Genomic DNA, 18,431 nt, shown 5'->3' on the forward strand with positions numbered 1-18,431 from the left:
TCGCTGACGTTCCCCACTGACGTGGAAACCGCCTGGAACCATTCTCACAGTCTCGATACGCGCGCTCGTTCCTCGCGGGCTACTCGACCGGCGGATGAGCCGGCGGCGGACTCCGCCTCAGTACCCGCTCGACCGCATGGGTGCCGGGTTGTAGAGCCCGGAATGCCGCGCGGTCCCCAAATCGAGCTGCGCAGGTGGTGCGGGATCGATCTCGGTGAACCTCTGCAGGCCACCCCAGTCCCGTCCCCAGTTGTTGCGAAGATAGGTCGGCAGCAACGTCGGGGTCAGCATGGCCTCGGTGATGCCCAGCGGGCCGCCCGCCTTGCCGGACATCCAGGTCTGGCTGTTCTTCCGGGTGGCCTCGGCGTCGGGCATGATGCGCCACTTGGGCACCTCGAGGACACCGTCGCGAACCTTCATCGGCTGCTGGCACGGGAAGACCATGCCGGGTAGCCAGTCGATGAACACCGGATCGGTGGTCCCGACGACGTCGTTGAGGGTGCGGAGTTCGGTCACCCGGGGTGGCGTGATCGCCACCCACTCCGACGGCGCACCGGCGGTGTCGCGCACCTCCACCCGCACCACGTCGGCACGCGGCGGGGCGTCGGCGAGCGGATAGCGCAGGTTCCGCCAGGTGGGCACCTCACCGATGTCGATGGGCGACATCATGCCGACCGGGGTCACCCGACCGTCGGCGCCGGTCCGGCCGAACTGCACGGTGACCTGCTGGCCGCTGTGCTGCACGCCGAGTCCGTCGACCGCCTGTACCGATCCGGCCGCCGCGATGGTGAGCAGCGGAGCATTCGCGTTGCGCGCGGGGAGCGAATACCAGTCCGTGGTCAGCGACCCGGTCCCGCTCTGGGAGCCGTAGGAACCGAGCACAGGTGTCTTGGCCGGGTCGAGCCCGAACGGGAGCCGCACGGTCGAACCGTTGACGCCGCGCGCTCCCTGCCCGCCTTCGGTTCCGCCCTGTGCGGATTCAGTGGTCTGGGCGGACTCGTCGGAGCCCGCGCCCGACTGGGCGGTGTTCTGCGCAGTCGAGGTCGCCGAGTCCTGCTCCTCGGTGGAATCGATGGACAGTCGGTTCGGCACGCCGTTCGGCGTGAAGCCACCCGGATCTTCCTGGCCGTTCCCGGAGCCGGCCAAGGCTGACGAGATGTTCGGAGCCGCACGGCCGTCGACCGGCGCGGGAGACAGCAGGCCGGTGTTCGGATCCTGTTCCACCAGGACGTCGTTCGCGAGTGCGCATTCGTTGCCGGTCATCGCCCGCGCATTCGACTTCATCCACGACCAACTGTCGCGCTGCTCGTAGCCACCCTTGGCGAACGACAGCACCATGAAGATCACGACCAGTCCCGAGATCACCGGCAGCGGTGAGAACTTCAGCTTCGACGGCCAGCCGTCGCCGCCACGTGTCCTGGTCGTGTCGTCGACGTAGTCGTCGCGGAAATGGAACCACAGGCCCACGAGGGCGGTGATCACCGCGACCACCAGGATCAGCCAGCCCAGCTTGATCCCGGCGATCGATGGTGGCCGGTCCCACCATGGGATGCCGTAGCTGCCGACGAACCACCAGCCGTTGGTACCGGTGAACGAGATCGCTGTCACCGCCAGGACCGCTGCGGCGAAGAAGGTCCGGTTGCGTCGCGACCGGAGGATGGCCGGGGCCATCATCGCGCCCGCCGCGGCGGCCAGACCGGCCGCGATCCCTGCGTACACGCCGAAGTGATGGGTCCACTTGGTGGGGGTGAACGCGATGAAGAACATGGTGCCGAGGATCACTGCGATGAGTCGCCAGATCGGTGCTCGGGCAACCCCGTTCGGATGCAGGCGACGCAGCAGACGCAGCAGCACGACTACCAGGCACAGGATCATGACCAGCACGCCGAACCGGCGTGCGAGCGTGCCGTCGGCGGTGGGCAGGATCAGGTAGTAGTACCGGACGGGTTCCTGCCACCATTCCAGCGTCGGGCCCACGTCGGTGGCGACCTTGTTGCCGACGATCAGCGGCATCAGCGGCTGGTCGTAGAAGATCTGATAGAGCACCGCCGTACCCGCCGCGAGGACCGGGGCGAGCATGGGCAGCAGGCCGTCGCGCTTGCGTCGCGTCACCAGCGTCTTGATCACCGGACGGATGCCGGCGAGGAGTGCGGCGACGGCCATCAGGCCGCCGGGTGCGAGGGCGAGCGTGAATGCCGCCACCACGACGGCGATGGCGTAGGGCAGCATTCGCCGGGTCGCGATCGCCCGCTCCACACAGCACCACGTCAGCAATGCGCCGACGGCTTCGGCGGGCTCCGGACGCAGACCGTTGTTGTACGGCAGCCAGATGGCCAGGAAGACAAAGGCAGCCGACCACACCGCAGGCGTGCTGTTGCGGACCGCACGACCGAGACGCGGGATCACCTCTCGGCTGATGAGCCACCAGCCGAGCAGGCCGAGCAAAAAGGCGGGCAGGCGCATCCACGGTGCGGCGAGACTCACGTGGGTCATCGCGGCGATGACCTGGAAATGCCAGCCGAACGGGTCCTGCGGCACGCCGAAATAGCGGAAGTAGTTGTCCGCGTAGCCCGCATCCCCGGCGATCCGGCCGACGGTGAAGTTGTACCCGTCGTCGGAGGTGTTGGCCCCCGCGAACCACCAGAACGCGAGGATGAGGAACACGGCGACGTCGGGGCCACGGATGGTGAACCATCCGGTGGGCAGGAACCGCTTGTGTCCCCTGCCATCCCGGCGGTCGAGAATGCCCAGGGCGATCAACGACAGGATCGTCATGATGATGCCGATGACGATGACCGCCAGCTTCAGAGCCGACGGGGTGCTGACATACCGGGTGTCGATCGTCGCATGTGCCGACAGACCGTCCCGTGGCGCCGAATCGGGCAGATCGGTGTAGATGCCGACGATCTGGGGCCGCATCTCCTGATCGGCGACCGAGAAGTTGTGCAGACCGTCGCCCGGGGCGTTCTCGAAGCGGGCCGATACGCCGGACCCGTCGGCGTGGAACCTGATCCGGCAGTCGGGGTTCGACTGGGCCGCGGCGCGGTCGGTATTGAGGATCACCACGTCGCGATCGGTGACGGTGAGCGCGTCACTCGTCGCGCGGATCATCAGCGCGCGGGCGCCGGCATCCTGACCACCCTCCGGGATCGTCGACAGCAGGAGCCCGCCATCTCGCGGCAATTGTGTGGCGAGTGAACACGGGACCGTGACGTCCATATCGATCGGGACATACGAGACGAGTGGCGCAGCGACACTGCCCACGCTGTCACCCTGCGGCCAATTCAATTCGGCGGTGGACTGATTCACCGGCAGCAGCGGGGTGAGGATGGCAGCCAGGAAGCCGAACACGCCTGCCACCACCGCGACGATCTTCGCGGTCCGGTGATCGCGGGAGCGTGGCGTCGATGGGTGCGTCACTGTCTCACTCGTCATCTGATTGTGGCTCCACCCTGATCGAACCGGTGCGTGACCAGCCCCACTGTGTCGTCTGAGAAGTGTTCACCTGCGCCGTCCCCGCGTTCTCGGCAAGTGGCGTCAACCGCTCCAGAGCTCCCCATTCGCGTGCCCAGTCGTCCTTGAGATATGTCGGAACCGCCTGCGCCGAGGTGGTCGACTCCGAGATCGACAACAGTCCTCCGTCGGCGCCGGACTGCCAGGTCTTGGACTGCGAGTTGGCAAGTGGGTAGTCGGGGAGGATTCGCCATCGAGGGACCTCGGCGACGCCGTTGGTAACCCGCAGGGGTCGCTGGCACGGGAAGTGTGCACCGACGGTGAAGTCGATCAGTGTCGGGGACTGTGACCCGACGACGTCCTGGAGCGACCGCAATCGCGGCGCCCTGGGCGGGGTGATCCCGATGAACTGACTCGGTCCGAGGTTGTTGTCGAGCAACGACAGCCGCATCACGGTGGCAGCGCGCGGAGCCGCACTCATCGGCACCCGGAGGTTGCGCCATGGCCGGTTGGTGATGACCGGCCCTGGATCGATCGGCAGCACGTCGGGCCCGATCTGGCTGAACGATCCATCGGCGCCAGGACGTCCGAACTGGACGACGAGCTTCTGGCCGAAGTTGCGGACACCGAAGGTGTCGATCGTGGAGACGGCGCCGGCCGCACTGAACACCAGCAGCGGTGACGCGGCGCGCGCGGTCGGCAGTTGGTACCAGCCGGTAGTCAGGTGCGCCTCGCCCGGGTAGCCGTAGCTGCCCAGGACCGGGGTCGTGGACGGGTCGAGCCCGTAGGGCAGTGCGACCGTCGACCCGTTGACGGTGCGGGGTCCGGTGCCACCGGTGGTGCCGGCGCCGAGCCCACCCGTGATGACGAAGGGTTTGGCGACACTTGCCGACACATTCATCTGGCCTGGCCGCTGATTGCCGGGGTCGGGTGTGAGGTCGTCGGGGACACCGTCCGGGGTGAATCCGACGGGATCGGTCCCGCCCAGTGCTGCGGACACCGACTCATCGCCTGCGGGGGCCAGCATCCCGGTGTTCGGGTCCGACTCGACGAGCACCTCGTCGGCCATGCCGCAGCTGTTGCCGCGCAGAGCGTTCACGTTCTCGGAGAACACGGTGTCGGCGGGATAGCGGGTCACGGCCGCCTTCGCGAACACCAGCAGCTCGGCCACCACCATCAGACCGGCGATGACCGCGATCGGCGACGACGCCAGGAAGAGTCGCCGACGATCGGCCTTGCTCTCGCCCGCACCGTCGCCGGCATGGGCCAGACCCTTGTTCTCGACGTAATCGAGTCGCAGGTGCTGCCAGACGGCGAGTACCGCGGTGATCACGGCCAGGACGAGGAACAGCGTGGACACCGGTCGTCCGGCCAGCACCGGCGCACGGTCGAACCAGGAGATCCCGTATTCGTAGGCGAACGGCCAGGCGTTGTAACCGGCCATGGCAGCGGCGAGCGCGAAGAACAGCCCGGACACGAACACCGTCAGGTTCCGTGCCGACCGGGCCGCCGATTGGGCCACCGCGAGGGTGGCGGTCGCGGCGATCGCGGCGGCGAGCCCGGCGAAGATGCCGAACTGGATGGTCCATTTGGTCGGCGTGAAGGCCAGTAGCAGCATCGTGACGCCGATCGAGCCGATGAGTCGCCAGGTCGGTCCCGGGTCGACCGCACGGATCTTGTTGCGGCGCAGCATCACCGCGACGGTGACGATGAGTCCGGCCAGCAGGAGCAGCACCGGCACCCGACGCGTCAGAGCGCCGTCGTCGGTGGTGACCGAGATGAAGTAGTAGCGCAGGAACTCCTGATGCCAGCTGATCACCGGTCCGACCTGATACCGGACCTTCATCGCCTCGAGGACGGTGGCCAGCGTCTGGTCGCGGAACACCACGATCAGCACCAGCAGGCCGGCCGCGGTCATCGGAGCGATGAGTGCGAGCGTGCCCGACTCGCGCCGGCGGTCGAGCAGGATGTGCAGCAGCGGCCGCGCCGACACCAGCAGGATCGCCACCGCGATGACACCCTGTGGGGCGAGCGCGAGGGTGAAGCCCGCCGCGATCGCACCGAGGGCCGCGGGGAGCAGGCGGCGGGTGGCGATGGCCTGCTCGGCGGCCCACCAGGTGAGCAGCGAACCGAGCACGATGATCGGTTCGCTCCGCAGGCCGCTGTTGAACGGCAGCCAGAACGCGATGAACACCAGCGCCGCGGCCCACACGGCCCAGCCGCTGCGGCGGACGCCCGCACCCAGCCGCGGCAGCAGCACCCGACTGAGGACGAACCAGGAGACGAGGCCTGCGGCCAGCGACGGCAGGTGCATCCACAGGATCGTGGGCGAGATCGACGACCAGTGGGCCAGGAAGCTGTAGTACCAGTCGAACGGCGCCTCGGGTATGCCGTACCAGCGGTAGTAGTTGGCCAGATAGCCGGAGGCGTCGGCCGTCCTGCCCATGTTCAGGATGTAGCCGTCGTCGGCGGTCCCGGCCCCGAGGAGCGCCCAGATCAGCAGGACGACGGTGACCGCGACATCGGAGGTGCGCGGGATCAGACTGCGCCACCAGGACCCGAGACGGTTCGGCCTGGTCCCGCCGTCGGCGCGCCTGCCGATTCGCCGGTGGTGGCCGTGTGCCCGGTCGAGGAGGTACAGCGCCACCAGTGCGACGAGGACGGCGATCACCGCCAGCACCATCACGATGAGCTTGAGCACCGTGGGCGAGCTGACATAGCGGTTGTCGATCTGGACGTGCACCCGCAGGCCCGCGCTCGCGGCCGACTGCACCTGCCCGGTGTCCAGGTCGGTGAAGATGCCGTCGACCTGGGGGCGCTTGTCCGGCGGCAGGACGGTCGACTCGCCAAGGCCGACGAACTGTGCGCCGGGCCCGGTCGGCGCCGACCAGATGTGCAGCTCCGAACACCCGGCCAGTTGATCGCGCGGTGCGCTCGCCGCCACGGTGTTGCGGAAACTGACCGTCACCGTGTCCCGGGTCGCGGTGACGTAGAGCGCCGACGACCTGCTCTTGGGTGCGTCGGTCGGCATCGTCGCGAACACCAGGCCGCCCTCGGCCGGCAATCCGGACAACACGCCGCACGGGATCCGCGCGTCGAGAGCCTGGGGTGTCTGGGCGATCAACGGCGCGACGACATCGGCCGATTGCGCCGACAGACTCTGTCCGGACGGCCAGTCGAACGCGGCATCGGTGGCCTTGACCGGCAGAAATGGCGTGATGGCGCACAGGGCGATGCCGATGATGCCTGCCACGATGGCGACCGTGCGGGCGGTGCCCACAGACACCCTGGATGTCGGCGGCGCGGCGTCGGACGCAGCGGTCGAGGCTGTCACAGGCACGATGTCTGATGTTATGGGACTTCCCTGAGAGGACCTAGTCAGACCCGGACTGCGCTACAACAGGTTTTTTCCCGTGAACTAGGGTCACCGTCTGATGACTGCCTCTTCCCGACGAGCGCCCACACGTGTCTGGGCCGCGATCGCCATCGTGTCCGGACTGGTCGCGATCGTCGCTGCCGTGCTGGCGCCATTGCTGCCGGTCAGCCAGCACACCGCGTCCATCGACTGGCCCCAGGAGACCACCGGGACCAGCGCGTCGGTGACCGCGCCGCTGGTCGCCCAGACGGCCGCAGACCTCGACGTCACCGTCGGGTGCCGCGCCCTGGCGCAGACCCCGGCCGACAAGACGACCGTCGTGGTCTCCACCATGCCGTCTGCGGGGCGCGACGCGTCCAACAAGGCGCTGTTCGTGACTGCGGACGGCCAGGCGGTCTCGGTGTCGATGCGCGGTCAGGAACTGGCCCGTGCCGATCGGGCCGACCTGGCCCGCTGCGACCGGCTGACCGTGCGCGCATCGTCGTCGGCGGTCGAAGCACATTTCGTCGGGCTCGGCCCGGCCGTCGCGGGTGACCCGGGCGACCGCCCACAGGTGTCGGGGGTCTTCACCGGACTCGAACCGTCCGCCGTGCGCCAGGCCGCCGATCAGGGCCCGTCCGCAGACCGACTGGCAGTCCATGTGGACATCGACAATCGCTTCGACACCGGTCCGTCGGTGCTCAAGCTCATCGTGATGATCGTCGGGTTGATCGCCGCGGCCACGGCCTTCATCGCGATCGCGATCCTCGACGTCCGAAACGGATATCACCGCCGGATCGGACGCCTCGACCTACGTCGGCTGCTGGCGCCGCGGGCCGCGGACATCGCGGTGACCGCAGCACTCGTCGTGTGGCATTTCCTGGGCGCCGGATCGTCCGACGACGGCTACATCCTGAACATGGGCCGCAACGCGCACGACGCCGGTTACCTGGCGAACTACTACCGCTTCTTCGGGATCCCGGAGGCGCCGTTCGACTGGTACTACAGCTTCCTCTCGCACTGGTCGACCGTCTCGACGGCCGGTGTCTGGATGCGATTGCCCGCCCTGGTGGCGGGGTTGGTCAGCTGGTTCGTGCTGAGCCGGGTCCTGCTGCCACGGCTGGGTGGTGCGGTCCGACGTTCCCAGTGGGCGATGTTCACCGCCGCTGCGGTGTTCGTGGCCTTCTGGATGCCGCTGTGCAGTGGGCTGCGCAGCGAGGGCATCATCGTGCTCGGATCGTTGCTCACGTGGTGGGGGGTCGAACAGGCCGTCGCGACCCGCCGGATGCTGCCGGCGGCGGGCGCCGCGCTGGCCGCCGGCCTCACCCTGGCGGTGGCCCCGCACGGCGTCATCGCGCTCGCCATGCTCATCGCGGGTTCGCGACCGATGTTGCGCACCATCCGGACCCGCCGCCGCGAGAACGGCATGCTCCCGTTGCTGGCGCCGGTCGCCGGGGCGTTTGCGGTGGTGGTCATCGTCGTCTTCCGCGACCAGACGCTCGCCAACGTCGCCGAGGCGATCCGCCTTCGCTACACCGTTGGCCCGACGTTGGCCTGGTATCAGGAACTCCTGCGCTTCTACTATCTCTCCCTGACCACCCAGGACGGGTCGCTGGTGCGCCGCGTGCCGCTGCTCCTGCTGGTTGCCGCGCTGTTCGTGACGCTGGCGGTGATGTTGCGGCGCAAACACATCCGCGGTGTCGACCCGGGTCCGGTGTGGCGACTCGTCGGCTCGATCCTGCTGACGGTGCTGCTGCTGTCGTTCACGCCGACCAAGTGGACCATCCAGTTCGGGATCTATGCGGGTGTCGGTGCGGCGATGGCCGCGGTGGCGACGGTCGCCGTCGCACAATCGGCACGACGTTCGCCGCGCAATCTGTGGATGTACATCGCGGTGCTGCTGTTCGCCTCTGCGGTCGCCGTCGCAGGTGAGAACGCGTGGGGCTGGGGCTACGATTTCGGCATCTCGTGGTTCGACAAGGCGCCGGTGGTGGCGGGGACGCCGCTGTCGTCGGTGTTCTTGGTGCTCACCGTCCTGGCACTTGCGGTGGCGACCTGGTACCACCTGCGGATCGACGTCGACGCGGACCGCGGAAAGGTTCGCGGTGACCGGACTCGCCTGTCGCGCATGCAGATCGCTGTGGCATCGGCACCCATGCTGGTGATCGCCACGCTCGTGGTGGTCGGCGAGATGGGGTTGTTCGCCAAGGCCGCCGTGGACCGCTCGGACACGTACACCACGTTCCACGCGAATACCCGTGCGCTCGCGGGTGATCCCTGCGGGATGGCCGATCAGGTGCTGCTGGAACAGAACCCGAATCGTGGCGCACTGTCGCCGATCGGTACCCGCGACATCTCCCGGGCGCTCGCGGGCGAATCCTCCGGCTTCACCCCGGACGGCGTCGCGGGCGACCTGCTTCCCGACCCGACGTCGCTGGGCGCAGGCACCATCAACACGTCCGGCGACCTGTCGCGTCCGTTCGTCGTCACCGGCGGACCGCCCGGCACCACCGGTGGTTCCGGGCCGAAGACGATCAACGGCTCGTCGGCGGCGCTGCCGTTCGGCCTCGACCCGAAGACCACACCGGTCCTGGGCAGCTACGGACACGACAACGGCACCGCCGAACTGACTTCCGGCTGGTATCGGCTGCCGGCTCGCGACGCGTCGCCGCTGCTGGTGATCACCGCGGCCGGGCCGGTCTTCTCGGTCGACCAGGACGGCGTGCCGCAGGCCGGCCGGTCGCTGCAGGTGCAGTTCGGCAAGACCGACGGCGCGAGCGACTTCCAGCAGGTGGGAAAGGCATACACGCCCATCGATCCGGGTCCCGGCCGACCGAATCGACCGTGGCGGAACCTGCGTATCCCGATGACGGCGGTTCCCGCCGGCGCAACGGCCATGCGGATCGTAGCGGTGGACGACAACGTCAGCCCTGACCAGTGGTTGGCGTTCACGCCGCCGAGGGCACCGGAACTGCACACCCTGCAGGACGTCGTCGGATCCCGGACCCCGGTACTGCTGGATCTGTCGGTCGGTAGCCAATTCCCTTGCCAGCACCCGATGAGTACGCGAAACGGTGTGAGCGAAGTGCCGAAATGGCGCATCGTCCCGGACCAGACGACCACCAATTCCAAGTCGAAGACGTGGCAGGCATCGGTCAACGGTGGCATCCTCGGCACGCCGGATGCATTGACGAGTGCGACGACGGTTGCCACCTACCTCGACAACGACTGGTATCGCGATTGGGGTGGGCTGCAACGGTTGTCGCCACTGGTGCCGGATGCAACGCCCGCGCGGGTGAACACCGGGACCACGACAGCCTGGGGTTGGACGCGACCGGGATCGATCAGGGTGGTGCCGCAGAATGACTGAGCCGACGTCACAGGAGAAGACAGCACGGCCGATGCGCTTCGCGCCGGACAGCAGGACCATCAGGATCGCGAAGATCGTCGCGATCGTGGCGGGTGCGCTCGGGGTGCTGCTCGCGATCGCTGCGCCGTTCCTGCCGGTGACCTACACCAAGACCGAACTGCAGTGGCCGCAGCCGAGCAAACCTGTCGTGGAGAATGTCGCGGCACCCAACGTGTCGTATGCGCCGGTGTCCATGGACATCTCGGTGCCGTGCCGGCTCGCGGCCGACCTGCCCCCGTCGGGCGGGGTGCTGCTGTCGACGGTGCCCGAGAACGGCGCGGAGGCCGGCACCGTCGGCCTGTTCGTCCGCGCCACCCACGACCGACTGTTGGTGACCCAGCGAAACGCGGTGTTGCTGAACGTACCTCGCGCCGATGCGCAACAGAATGCGCAATGTCGGGTGGTCATCCACGCCGACACCTCCGGTAGCCGCGGCGAGGTCGAGGGTGTCGACCCGGATGCCGGGACCCAGAGTTTCCGCCTCGACGACCCGAACGCGCGCCCGCAGATCATCGGTGTCTACACCGATCTTCCGAATGACGTCTCCACAGAGGGGCTCTCGTACCGGTCGGCGATCGACACGCGATTCATCTCGAGTCCGACGACCCTCAAGGGTGCGCTCCTGATCCTCGGCGTGATCTCCACGATCGTCTCGATGATCGCGCTGGCCGTGCTCGACGCACGCGATGGACGGCGGCTGCGGCGCATGGTCCGCGCGGGCAGAGATCGCTGGTGGCGGATCAAGCCGCTCGATGTGGTGGTCACGGGTGTGCTGGTGGTGTGGCTGTTCGTGGGTGGCAACACCGCCGACGACGGCTATCAGGTCACCGTGGGACGCGTCGCGCCCGGTGCGGGCTATCTCGACAACTACTACCGCTATTTCGGTGCGCCGCAGGACCCGTTCGGCTGGCACTATCGCTATCTCGCGCTGTGGATGCAGGTGAGTACGGCCACCCCGTGGCTACGCGTGCTACCGCTGCTGTTCGCGCTGGCTGGGTGGTTCCTGATCAGTCGCGCGGCGCTGCCTCGTCTCGGTCGAGCGGTGCGGTCGTCGAACGCGGCCCGATGGACGGCGGCACTCGGCTTCCTGGTTGTATGGCTCGCGTTCAACAACGGCTTGCGCGTGGAGCCGGCGCTCAGTGTCGGAATCCTGCTCACCTGGGTGTTGGTCGAGCGCTCGATCGCCACCGGACGGTTCTTCCCGCTGACTCTTGCCGTGCTGGCCGCGGCCTTCACGCTGACGATTCATCCGGCCGGCGCAATCGCCGTCCTGCCGTTGCTGGCCGCCGTGCGTCCGTTGCTGAGGCGCCTGCGCCGTCGCCGTGTGCGGGATGGCCTGCTGCCCCTGCTCATGCCGGTTCTCGCAGCAGGCTTGGCGGTGTTGTTCGAGATCTTCGCCGACCAGTCGCTGGCCGCCATTCGCGAGGGCATCAAGGTGCAGGGCATCGTCGGACCCACCAACGAATGGTGGACCGAGGCGATGCGGTATTACATCCTGCTGAACCCGACTCCGGACGGCTCCATCGCACGGCGGGTCGGTATCTTCGTCACCATTCTGTCGGTGGGCATCATCGTCCTCACCCTGCTGAGCAAGCGTCGGGTGTCGGGCGTGCCGAGCGCTCCGCTGTGGCGGCTCATCGCGGTCACGTCGGGTGCGGTCGCGATACTCGCGTTCGTCCCGACCAAGGCCACCCACCAGATGGGTGCCTTCGCGTGTCTCACAGGCGTTCTCGCTGCCGCGGCGACGGTGTTCCTGCAACCGTCGGTGATGCGCCGCCGGTGCAACCGCACATTCATCGCCGCAGCCGCTGCGTATGCACTCGCAGTGGCGTTCGCCGGGCGCAACCAGTGGTGGTACGTCGGCAGTTACGGCATCCCGTGGGCCGACGACACCCCGAATGTCGCCGGCGTGGGGCTGTTCGTCCCCATCCTGGTGGTGGCTGTGCTGCTGACCTTGTACGGCGTCTGGCAGTACTACCGAGACGATCAGCTTGCGCAGCGGGGTGAATCGGTTGCCGAACAAGCAGATTCGGGACGCAGCATCATCCAGCGAATGCCGACCTACTCGTTGGCGATCATCTCCACCGTGATCCTGTTGTTCAACTTCGTGTCGTTCGCCAAGGCGGCTCGGACGCAGCAGGATTCGTGGTCGTGGACCAGTTCCAACATCGATGCCCTGCGGGGCAACCCCTGCGCTCTGGCAGATGCGGTCATGGTGGAGGCCGACCCCAACACGGGTCTGCTGAACCCGGCCGATGTTGCCGGACAGAACAATCCGTCGGCCGGTGCGGCATTGGCCGGCCGGGGTATGACGGGCTTCGACCCCGACGGAGTGTCGACGGATCTGGAAAGCGACGCCGACTCCGGCGGGAGCTCGTCGGACGCGGATGCGGACAAGAGTTCGACGGAACTGGACCGTTCGCAATCGGATCCGACGTCGGCGCAGGAAGAACCGAGTGGCTCGGCGGGTGCCGCCGACACCGGCGGTGGCACCACTGCCACCCAGGGCGTGAACGGGTCGTCGGTGCGGTTGCCGTTCGGCCTCGACCAGCGTCGGGTCCCCGTCCTCGGCAGCTACGGGTCGCCATCCGGCCGAGGGCATCTGACGTCGGACTGGTATCAGCTCCCGGCACGCAGCGACGACGCGCCGCTGCTCACGATGTCGGTTGCGGGCAAGGTGGAGTACGTCGATCACCTCGCCGTCACCCATCCCGGCCAGAAGCTGAGGCTCGAGTTCGGGCGCGTGGAGCCGGACGGCCATGTCACCACGGTGGCGTCGGTGGTGCCGCTGGGCATCGACACCGACCCCGAGTGGCGCAACATGCGTGTGCCACTCGATCAGGTGCCACCGCGGGCCACGGTCACGCGGATCGTCGCCGACGACACCTCGACGGATTCCCAGCAGTGGCTGGCGATGACCCCGCCGCGTGTCACCAAGATGGTGACGTTGAATTCGCTGGTGGGCAGCGATGACCCGGTGCTCTTGGATTGGGAGGTCGCCCTGGCGTTCCCGTGTCAGCGACCGGCCGCCGCGGTCAATGGTGTGCTCGAGACACCGAAGTGGCGGGTCACGCCCGACGCTGAGGGCGAACGGGTCAACTCGCGTCGGTGGATGGCAGGCGACTACGGCGGGCCGCTGGGCATCGTCGAGAACGAGTTGCGTCCCATCGTGCTGCCGACCTACCTGCGCAACGGCTGGGCCCGGGACTGGGGCAGCCTGCAGCGACTGGTGCCGCTCAAGCCCCAGGTCGAAGCGGAACTGAAGGTCACCGACGACGTGCACGGCGGTACGTGGACGCCGGGCCCGATGCGGGCGATCAAGAACTGACTCGCCCGCGTTCTCGCCGCCCCGCCTGCTGATCGAGTAGCCCGACGCGCCAGCGGAGGGCGTATCGAGATCACCTGTGCTACCAGTGATCTCGATACGGCTCCTCGCTCCGCTCGTCGCCTACTCGATCGGCGGTGTGGAGAGCCTCGTCGGGGGTCGCCTACTCGATCGGCGGTGTGGAGCGCGGTGTGGAGTGCGTCGTCCGGGAGTCAGTGCCGGATCGGCGCCGGGCTCCACAACCCACTGCGGGTGGCGGTTCCGGTGTCGACATCGGCGAGCGTGGTCACGTCGCCGTACGGGGTGTAGCGCTCGAGCGCGCCCCAGTCACGTCCGATGTCGTCCTGGAGGTAGGTCGACATCGCGGTGGCCTGCTGAGAGACCTCGATCCAGCCGAGCGGGCCTCCGCCGAAGGAGTTCTGCCATGCGGACACCGCGGCGGCCAGGTCGGCACCCGGCATGATCCGCCACTTCGGGATCTCGGCCACCCCGTCCTTGTGGGTGAACGGCCGCTGACACGGGAAAGAGAGGCCGGAGGTCCAGTCGACGTGCACAGGGTCCTCGCGCCCGACCACCTGCTGCAGCGTCTGCATCTCCGGGAGTCGAGGCGGGGTGACCACGATGAAGCGGTCCTCCGAGAGGTTCTCGTCGGTCGCGACGATCCGCACCGCGGTGATGTCGTCCGGCAGTGAATCAGTTGTGACACGGGCGTTCCGCCACGACGGGCGCGGGCCGGGGTCGATCATCTCGGTGTCACCGGTGGCATGCAGCGACGCGTCGCGGGTACCCGGTCCGACCGGGTCGGTGGTGTATTCGAGCAGCAGGTCCGGATTGTCGAAGAGACCGGCGACCGAGAATGCCACCATCGGACGGTCCTTGTAATCAGCGGGCATCGCGTACCACGCCGACGTCAGATGTGCCGGGACCTGATCGGTCTTCGAGTAGCTGCCCATCACCGGCGTCTTCGCCGGGTCGAGGAAGAACGGGAGTTGTGCATAACTGCCGTTGACCCCGGCAGTCGACTCGATGCCGCCCCCGGTGCCGCCGGCGTTGGCGGTCAGTACATCCGGCGACGCGACTGCGCTGCCGGCCAGCACGCCCAGTGAGCCCTCGCTCGCCGTGGTCTCGAGATCCTCGTCCACCCCGTTCGCGGTGAAGCCGGTGGTGGCCGGCTGGGTTGCGTCGGTCGGTGCCCTCGGCGGGCCTGCCAACGGGTCGGCGATCGATCCGTCGACGGGGGTGAGCTGGTATCGGCTGGGGTCCGTCTCGACCCAGACCTTGTCGGCCATACCGCATTCCTCGCCCTTCAGCGCCTCCAGATTCGCACGCGGCACGGAATACGACGAGCTCTGCTGGATGCCGGCGAACATCGCGGTGACCAGGGCGAAGATCACCACCGCCGCAGCGACGAAGGCCAAGGGAGCCGAGGCCAGCATCGCCGCGAGCCGTCGGTACCACGGCCGAGCCGAGGGGTCGGGGATCTCGTCGGCCGGATCGGCACCGGTGAACGGCTCACGGAAGTGGAACCACAAGGCTGCCAACAGGAGTACGAGTGCTGCGTACAGCAGCAGATTTGCCAGGTTCACGCCCGCGATGGTGACCTGCATGACGCCCCAGGGCATTCCCCAGGCGGACGAGTAGTAATACGAGTTGGGTGCTGTGAACGCCAGCCCCGCGATGAACAGGACCAACGCCGCGAACAGTGTGCGGTTGCGCCTGGAATGCATGACGTGATTGCTCGCCGCGATCGCCGCGATGGCGGCGAGCGCCGCCCCGAGTCCGGCGAACACCCCGAAGTGGTGTGTCCACTTCGTCGGCGTGAACATCAGGAAGACCAACGACGCGAAGGTGATCGCGACGATGCGTCGGGACGGACCCAGCGCGGTGCCCGGGATGCGGGACCGGCGGATCAGCATGGCCGCCGAGACCACCAGGCCGAGAATCATCGCGAGGACGGCGAACCGTCGGACGATGGAGCCGTCGGCGGAGAAGGCGAACAGCGACGAGTAGCGATTGATCTCGTTGTACCAGTGGCCAGATGGTCCGAGGGCGGTCTTCATCTGCGACGCCTCGACGAATGATCGCAGCGTGAGATTGGAGAACACGACGAAGATGATGAAGGTGCCTGCCGCGAGGATCGGTGCCACGAGTGCGACGTAGGCCCATCGACCGCCGCCGATGACCTTCGCGCGCTTGATCAGTGCCAGGATCATCGGTCGTGCGCCCGCGATGAGCGCGGCCACGGCGAGCAGACCGGTCGGACCGGCGGCCAGGCTGAACGCTCCGATCAGACAGGCCACCGCGGCGGGTAGCAGACGTCCGGTCGCGATGGCACGTTCCACCGAACACCACGTGAGCAGGGCGCCCAGACAGATGATCGGCTCCGGGCGCAGACCGTTGTCGAACGGGAACCACGACACCAGGAACACGAAGGCGGCGGTCCACCCGACGGAAGGGCGGGTGATGGCGGCACGACCGAGTCTCGGCAGCACCTCGTGGCTGATGATGAGCCAGACGCCGATGCCGCAGATCAACGCGGGGATGCGCATCCACGGACTGGCCACGCTGACGTGACTGAGTAGTCCGAAGACCTGGTAGTACCAGCCGAACGGCGCCTCGGGCGCGCCATACCATCGGAAGTAGTTGGCCGTGTACTGCGCGTTCTGCGCGACGCGGGCCATGGTCAGCAGATAGCCGTCGTCGGAGGTGTTGGGTCCGATGAAGTGCCACAGGATCAGCGCGCCGATGACCACGTAGTCGCGGGCGTTGAGTCGCCACCAGCGCGCCGGGAGGATGCGCCGGTGTTTGCGGCCGTCGGTGGAGTCGAGGACGGCGAGCGCGGCCAACGACAACAGGGTGCAGATGATGCCGACGACCAGGACGAGCCATTTCAGGATGGTCGGCGCCGTCGTGTAGCGGGAGTCGATGGTGGCGTGCGCACTGAGGCCCGGTTGGCTCGCGGCCGGACCGGAGAGGTCGGTGAACAGTCCGGTGACCTGCGGTCGCTGATCCTGGTCGTAGGTGTTGGACTCCCGGCCCGCGGTGGTGCCGTCGAGTGGTTCGCCCTGGTCGTTGTGCATCCCGACGAACTCGGCCGACACCGCTTCGGAGTCCGCGTGCACGACGATCTCGCGGCAGTCCTGCGCTCGGACTTGCGCCAATGTCGCCGAGACCAGCGGGAGGTTGCGGATGACCACCTCGATGGTCTGCCGATCGGCGGGGTCGCCGGGCTGCCCGGTCTTGCGGATGAACAGCCCGCGTTCCGGGGATTTCTCGGCCTCTTTGGGCGTCGTCGACAGCAGTACCGATTCGCCGTCGCCGAGTTGCTCGATGGCCCTGCACGGGACGTGCGCGTCGAAGTCGATGGGGACATAGCTGATCAGCGGGGCGGCAACCGATCCGACGGTGTTGTCCTGTGGCCAATTGATCTGCGCCGTGGTCTGCTGGACCGGCATGAGCGGCGTGGCCAGTGCCATGAACAGTCCGAGCAGTCCGGTGATGATGGCGACGATCTTGGCTCGTCGGACCGTCAGCGATGGCACAAAGAGAGATGGTAACCGTTGTCCCTGGGCGCGATGTCGGCGCAAAGGACTGAACTATGGTTGGAGACATGCCGGACACCTCGTCGAGCCCCGAACCCCTGCCGATTCTGCTGCTCAACGGCCCGAACCTGAACACCCTGGGCGTCCGGCAGCCGGAAGTGTACGGATCGGCGACCCTCGACGACGTCGTCGCGCTCGCGGAACGGACCGCGTCGGAAGTGGGGTTCGGTCTGCGCGCGGCCCAGACGAATCACGAGGGCCAGATGATCGACTGGATCCACGAGGCCCGCGGGCAGGTCAGCGGCATCGTGATCAACCCGGGCGGCTGGACGCACACATCGGTCGCGCTGGCCGACGCGCTGCTGGTTCCGGAGGTGCCGATCATCGAGGTCCACATCAGCAACATCCACCGTCGCGAGGCGTTCCGGCATCACTCCTACGTGTCGCCGATCGCGTCCGGGGTGATCGCAGGTTGCGGCATCCCGGGCTACGAGTTCGCGATCCGCAGGCTCGCGGAACTGGTCGACGCCGGTTGAGCGAACTGGATGCCGTCGGCAGAACAGCCCTCGGAGTGGCATGGGCGCGGGCGACAGAGTCCTCGCGTCCGGATGCCCTCTTTCATGACCCGCTCGCCGAGGCCATCGCGCGTGTGCGTCCGCGGCCGTATTCCGCCGAACGCGACAGCGAGGGCGCCCGTGTGGAAGTCGAGGCGATGTACCTGTGGCTCGTGGCGCGGACCCTGTTCCTCGACGATGTCTTCGCCGACGCCGCCGCGGCGGGAGTTCGGCAGTTCGTCATCCTCGGCTCCGGCCTGGACGGCCGAGGATTCCGGAGCAGGTTCACACCCGACTCCCGGCTGTTCGAGGTCGACCGCCCCGCAGTGGTGGACGTGAAGGAGGCCGTGGTGGCCGAGGTGGGGATCGAACCCGTCGTCGATCGGCGGCCGGTGCGTTGCGACCTCGTCGACGACTGGTTGCGTGCGCTGCAGGACAACGGTTTTCGACCCGACGAGCCGTCGGCGTGGCTGGCCGAGGGGCTACTCGCATATCTGCCGGCCGACGTCGTGACCCGCGTCATCGAGGGTGTCAGCGTGGCGGCGACAGCGGATTCGAGGATCGGTGTCACCGTGCGCCGCGCCCGCAGACGCGCGCCCGGCCGCGATGATCCGTTCGCCGAGATCCGCGCACTCTGGCACGACAATCCGGACGTCCCCGCCGCCTTGGACGCGGCGGGATGGGAGTGCTCGCTGAGCGACACCAGGTCCGTACTCGCGGCGCACGGCAGGCCGATCAATCGGCCGGGGATGAGCTCGGCGTCGCTGTTGGCGGGTACTCGGCGGCGTTGACG

Annotated in this window: 7 protein-coding genes; 4 read left to right on the forward strand and 3 right to left on the reverse strand. The window is 67.9% G+C overall.

Annotated elements, in window-relative coordinates; genetic code table 11:
- Window positions 1-117 precede the first annotated feature (117 nt).
- Together OVA31_RS11620 and OVA31_RS11625 are read right to left on the reverse strand one after the other, a co-directional pair.
- Window positions 118-3,435 carry an arabinosyltransferase domain-containing protein gene (locus OVA31_RS11620; RefSeq protein WP_267631231.1) on the reverse strand — a complete coding sequence of 1,106 codons (3,318 nt, stop codon included), beginning with the start codon at window positions 3,433-3,435 and terminating at the stop codon, window positions 118-120.
- A complete protein-coding gene (locus OVA31_RS11625; protein WP_267631232.1) occupies window positions 3,425-6,793 on the reverse strand; it encodes an arabinosyltransferase domain-containing protein in 3,369 nt (1,122 codons plus the stop codon). The genes OVA31_RS11620 and OVA31_RS11625 overlap by 11 nt, the downstream gene beginning before the upstream one ends.
- 94 nt (window positions 6,794-6,887) lie before the next feature.
- Here OVA31_RS11625 and OVA31_RS11630 point away from each other — a divergent pair, with 94 nt between their 5' ends.
- Together OVA31_RS11630 and OVA31_RS11635 are read left to right on the forward strand one after the other, a co-directional pair.
- On the forward strand, window positions 6,888-10,178 hold the full coding sequence (locus OVA31_RS11630; RefSeq protein ID WP_267631233.1) for an arabinosyltransferase domain-containing protein: 3,291 nt from the start codon (window positions 6,888-6,890) through the stop codon (window positions 10,176-10,178).
- The gene (locus tag OVA31_RS11635) at window positions 10,171-13,545 is read left to right on the forward strand and encodes an arabinosyltransferase domain-containing protein (RefSeq protein WP_420714174.1); all 3,375 of its coding nucleotides are present in this window, start codon (window positions 10,171-10,173) and stop codon (window positions 13,543-13,545) included. Before OVA31_RS11630 ends, OVA31_RS11635 begins: the two co-directional genes overlap by 8 nt.
- 209 nt (window positions 13,546-13,754) lie before the next feature.
- Here the strand turns inward: OVA31_RS11635 and OVA31_RS11640 are convergent, their stop codons facing one another.
- The gene (locus tag OVA31_RS11640) at window positions 13,755-17,084 is read right to left on the reverse strand and encodes an arabinosyltransferase domain-containing protein (protein WP_267631234.1); all 3,330 of its coding nucleotides are present in this window, start codon (window positions 17,082-17,084) and stop codon (window positions 13,755-13,757) included.
- Between the two features lie 68 nt (window positions 17,085-17,152).
- On the opposite strand from OVA31_RS11640, the gene aroQ reads away from it, so the two are divergent.
- Both aroQ and OVA31_RS11650 read left to right on the forward strand, forming a co-directional pair.
- A complete protein-coding gene (aroQ, locus tag OVA31_RS11645; protein WP_267631235.1) occupies window positions 17,153-17,620 on the forward strand; it encodes a type II 3-dehydroquinate dehydratase in 468 nt (155 codons plus the stop codon).
- Window positions 17,617-18,429 carry an SAM-dependent methyltransferase gene (locus tag OVA31_RS11650; protein WP_267631236.1) on the forward strand — a complete coding sequence of 271 codons (813 nt, stop codon included), beginning with the start codon at window positions 17,617-17,619 and terminating at the stop codon, window positions 18,427-18,429. Before aroQ ends, OVA31_RS11650 begins: the two co-directional genes overlap by 4 nt.
- Window positions 18,430-18,431: the final 2 nt, after the last annotated feature.

The sequence above is a fragment of the Gordonia sp. SL306 genome, assembly GCF_026625785.1.
GTDB lineage: Bacteria > Actinomycetota > Actinomycetes > Mycobacteriales > Mycobacteriaceae > Gordonia.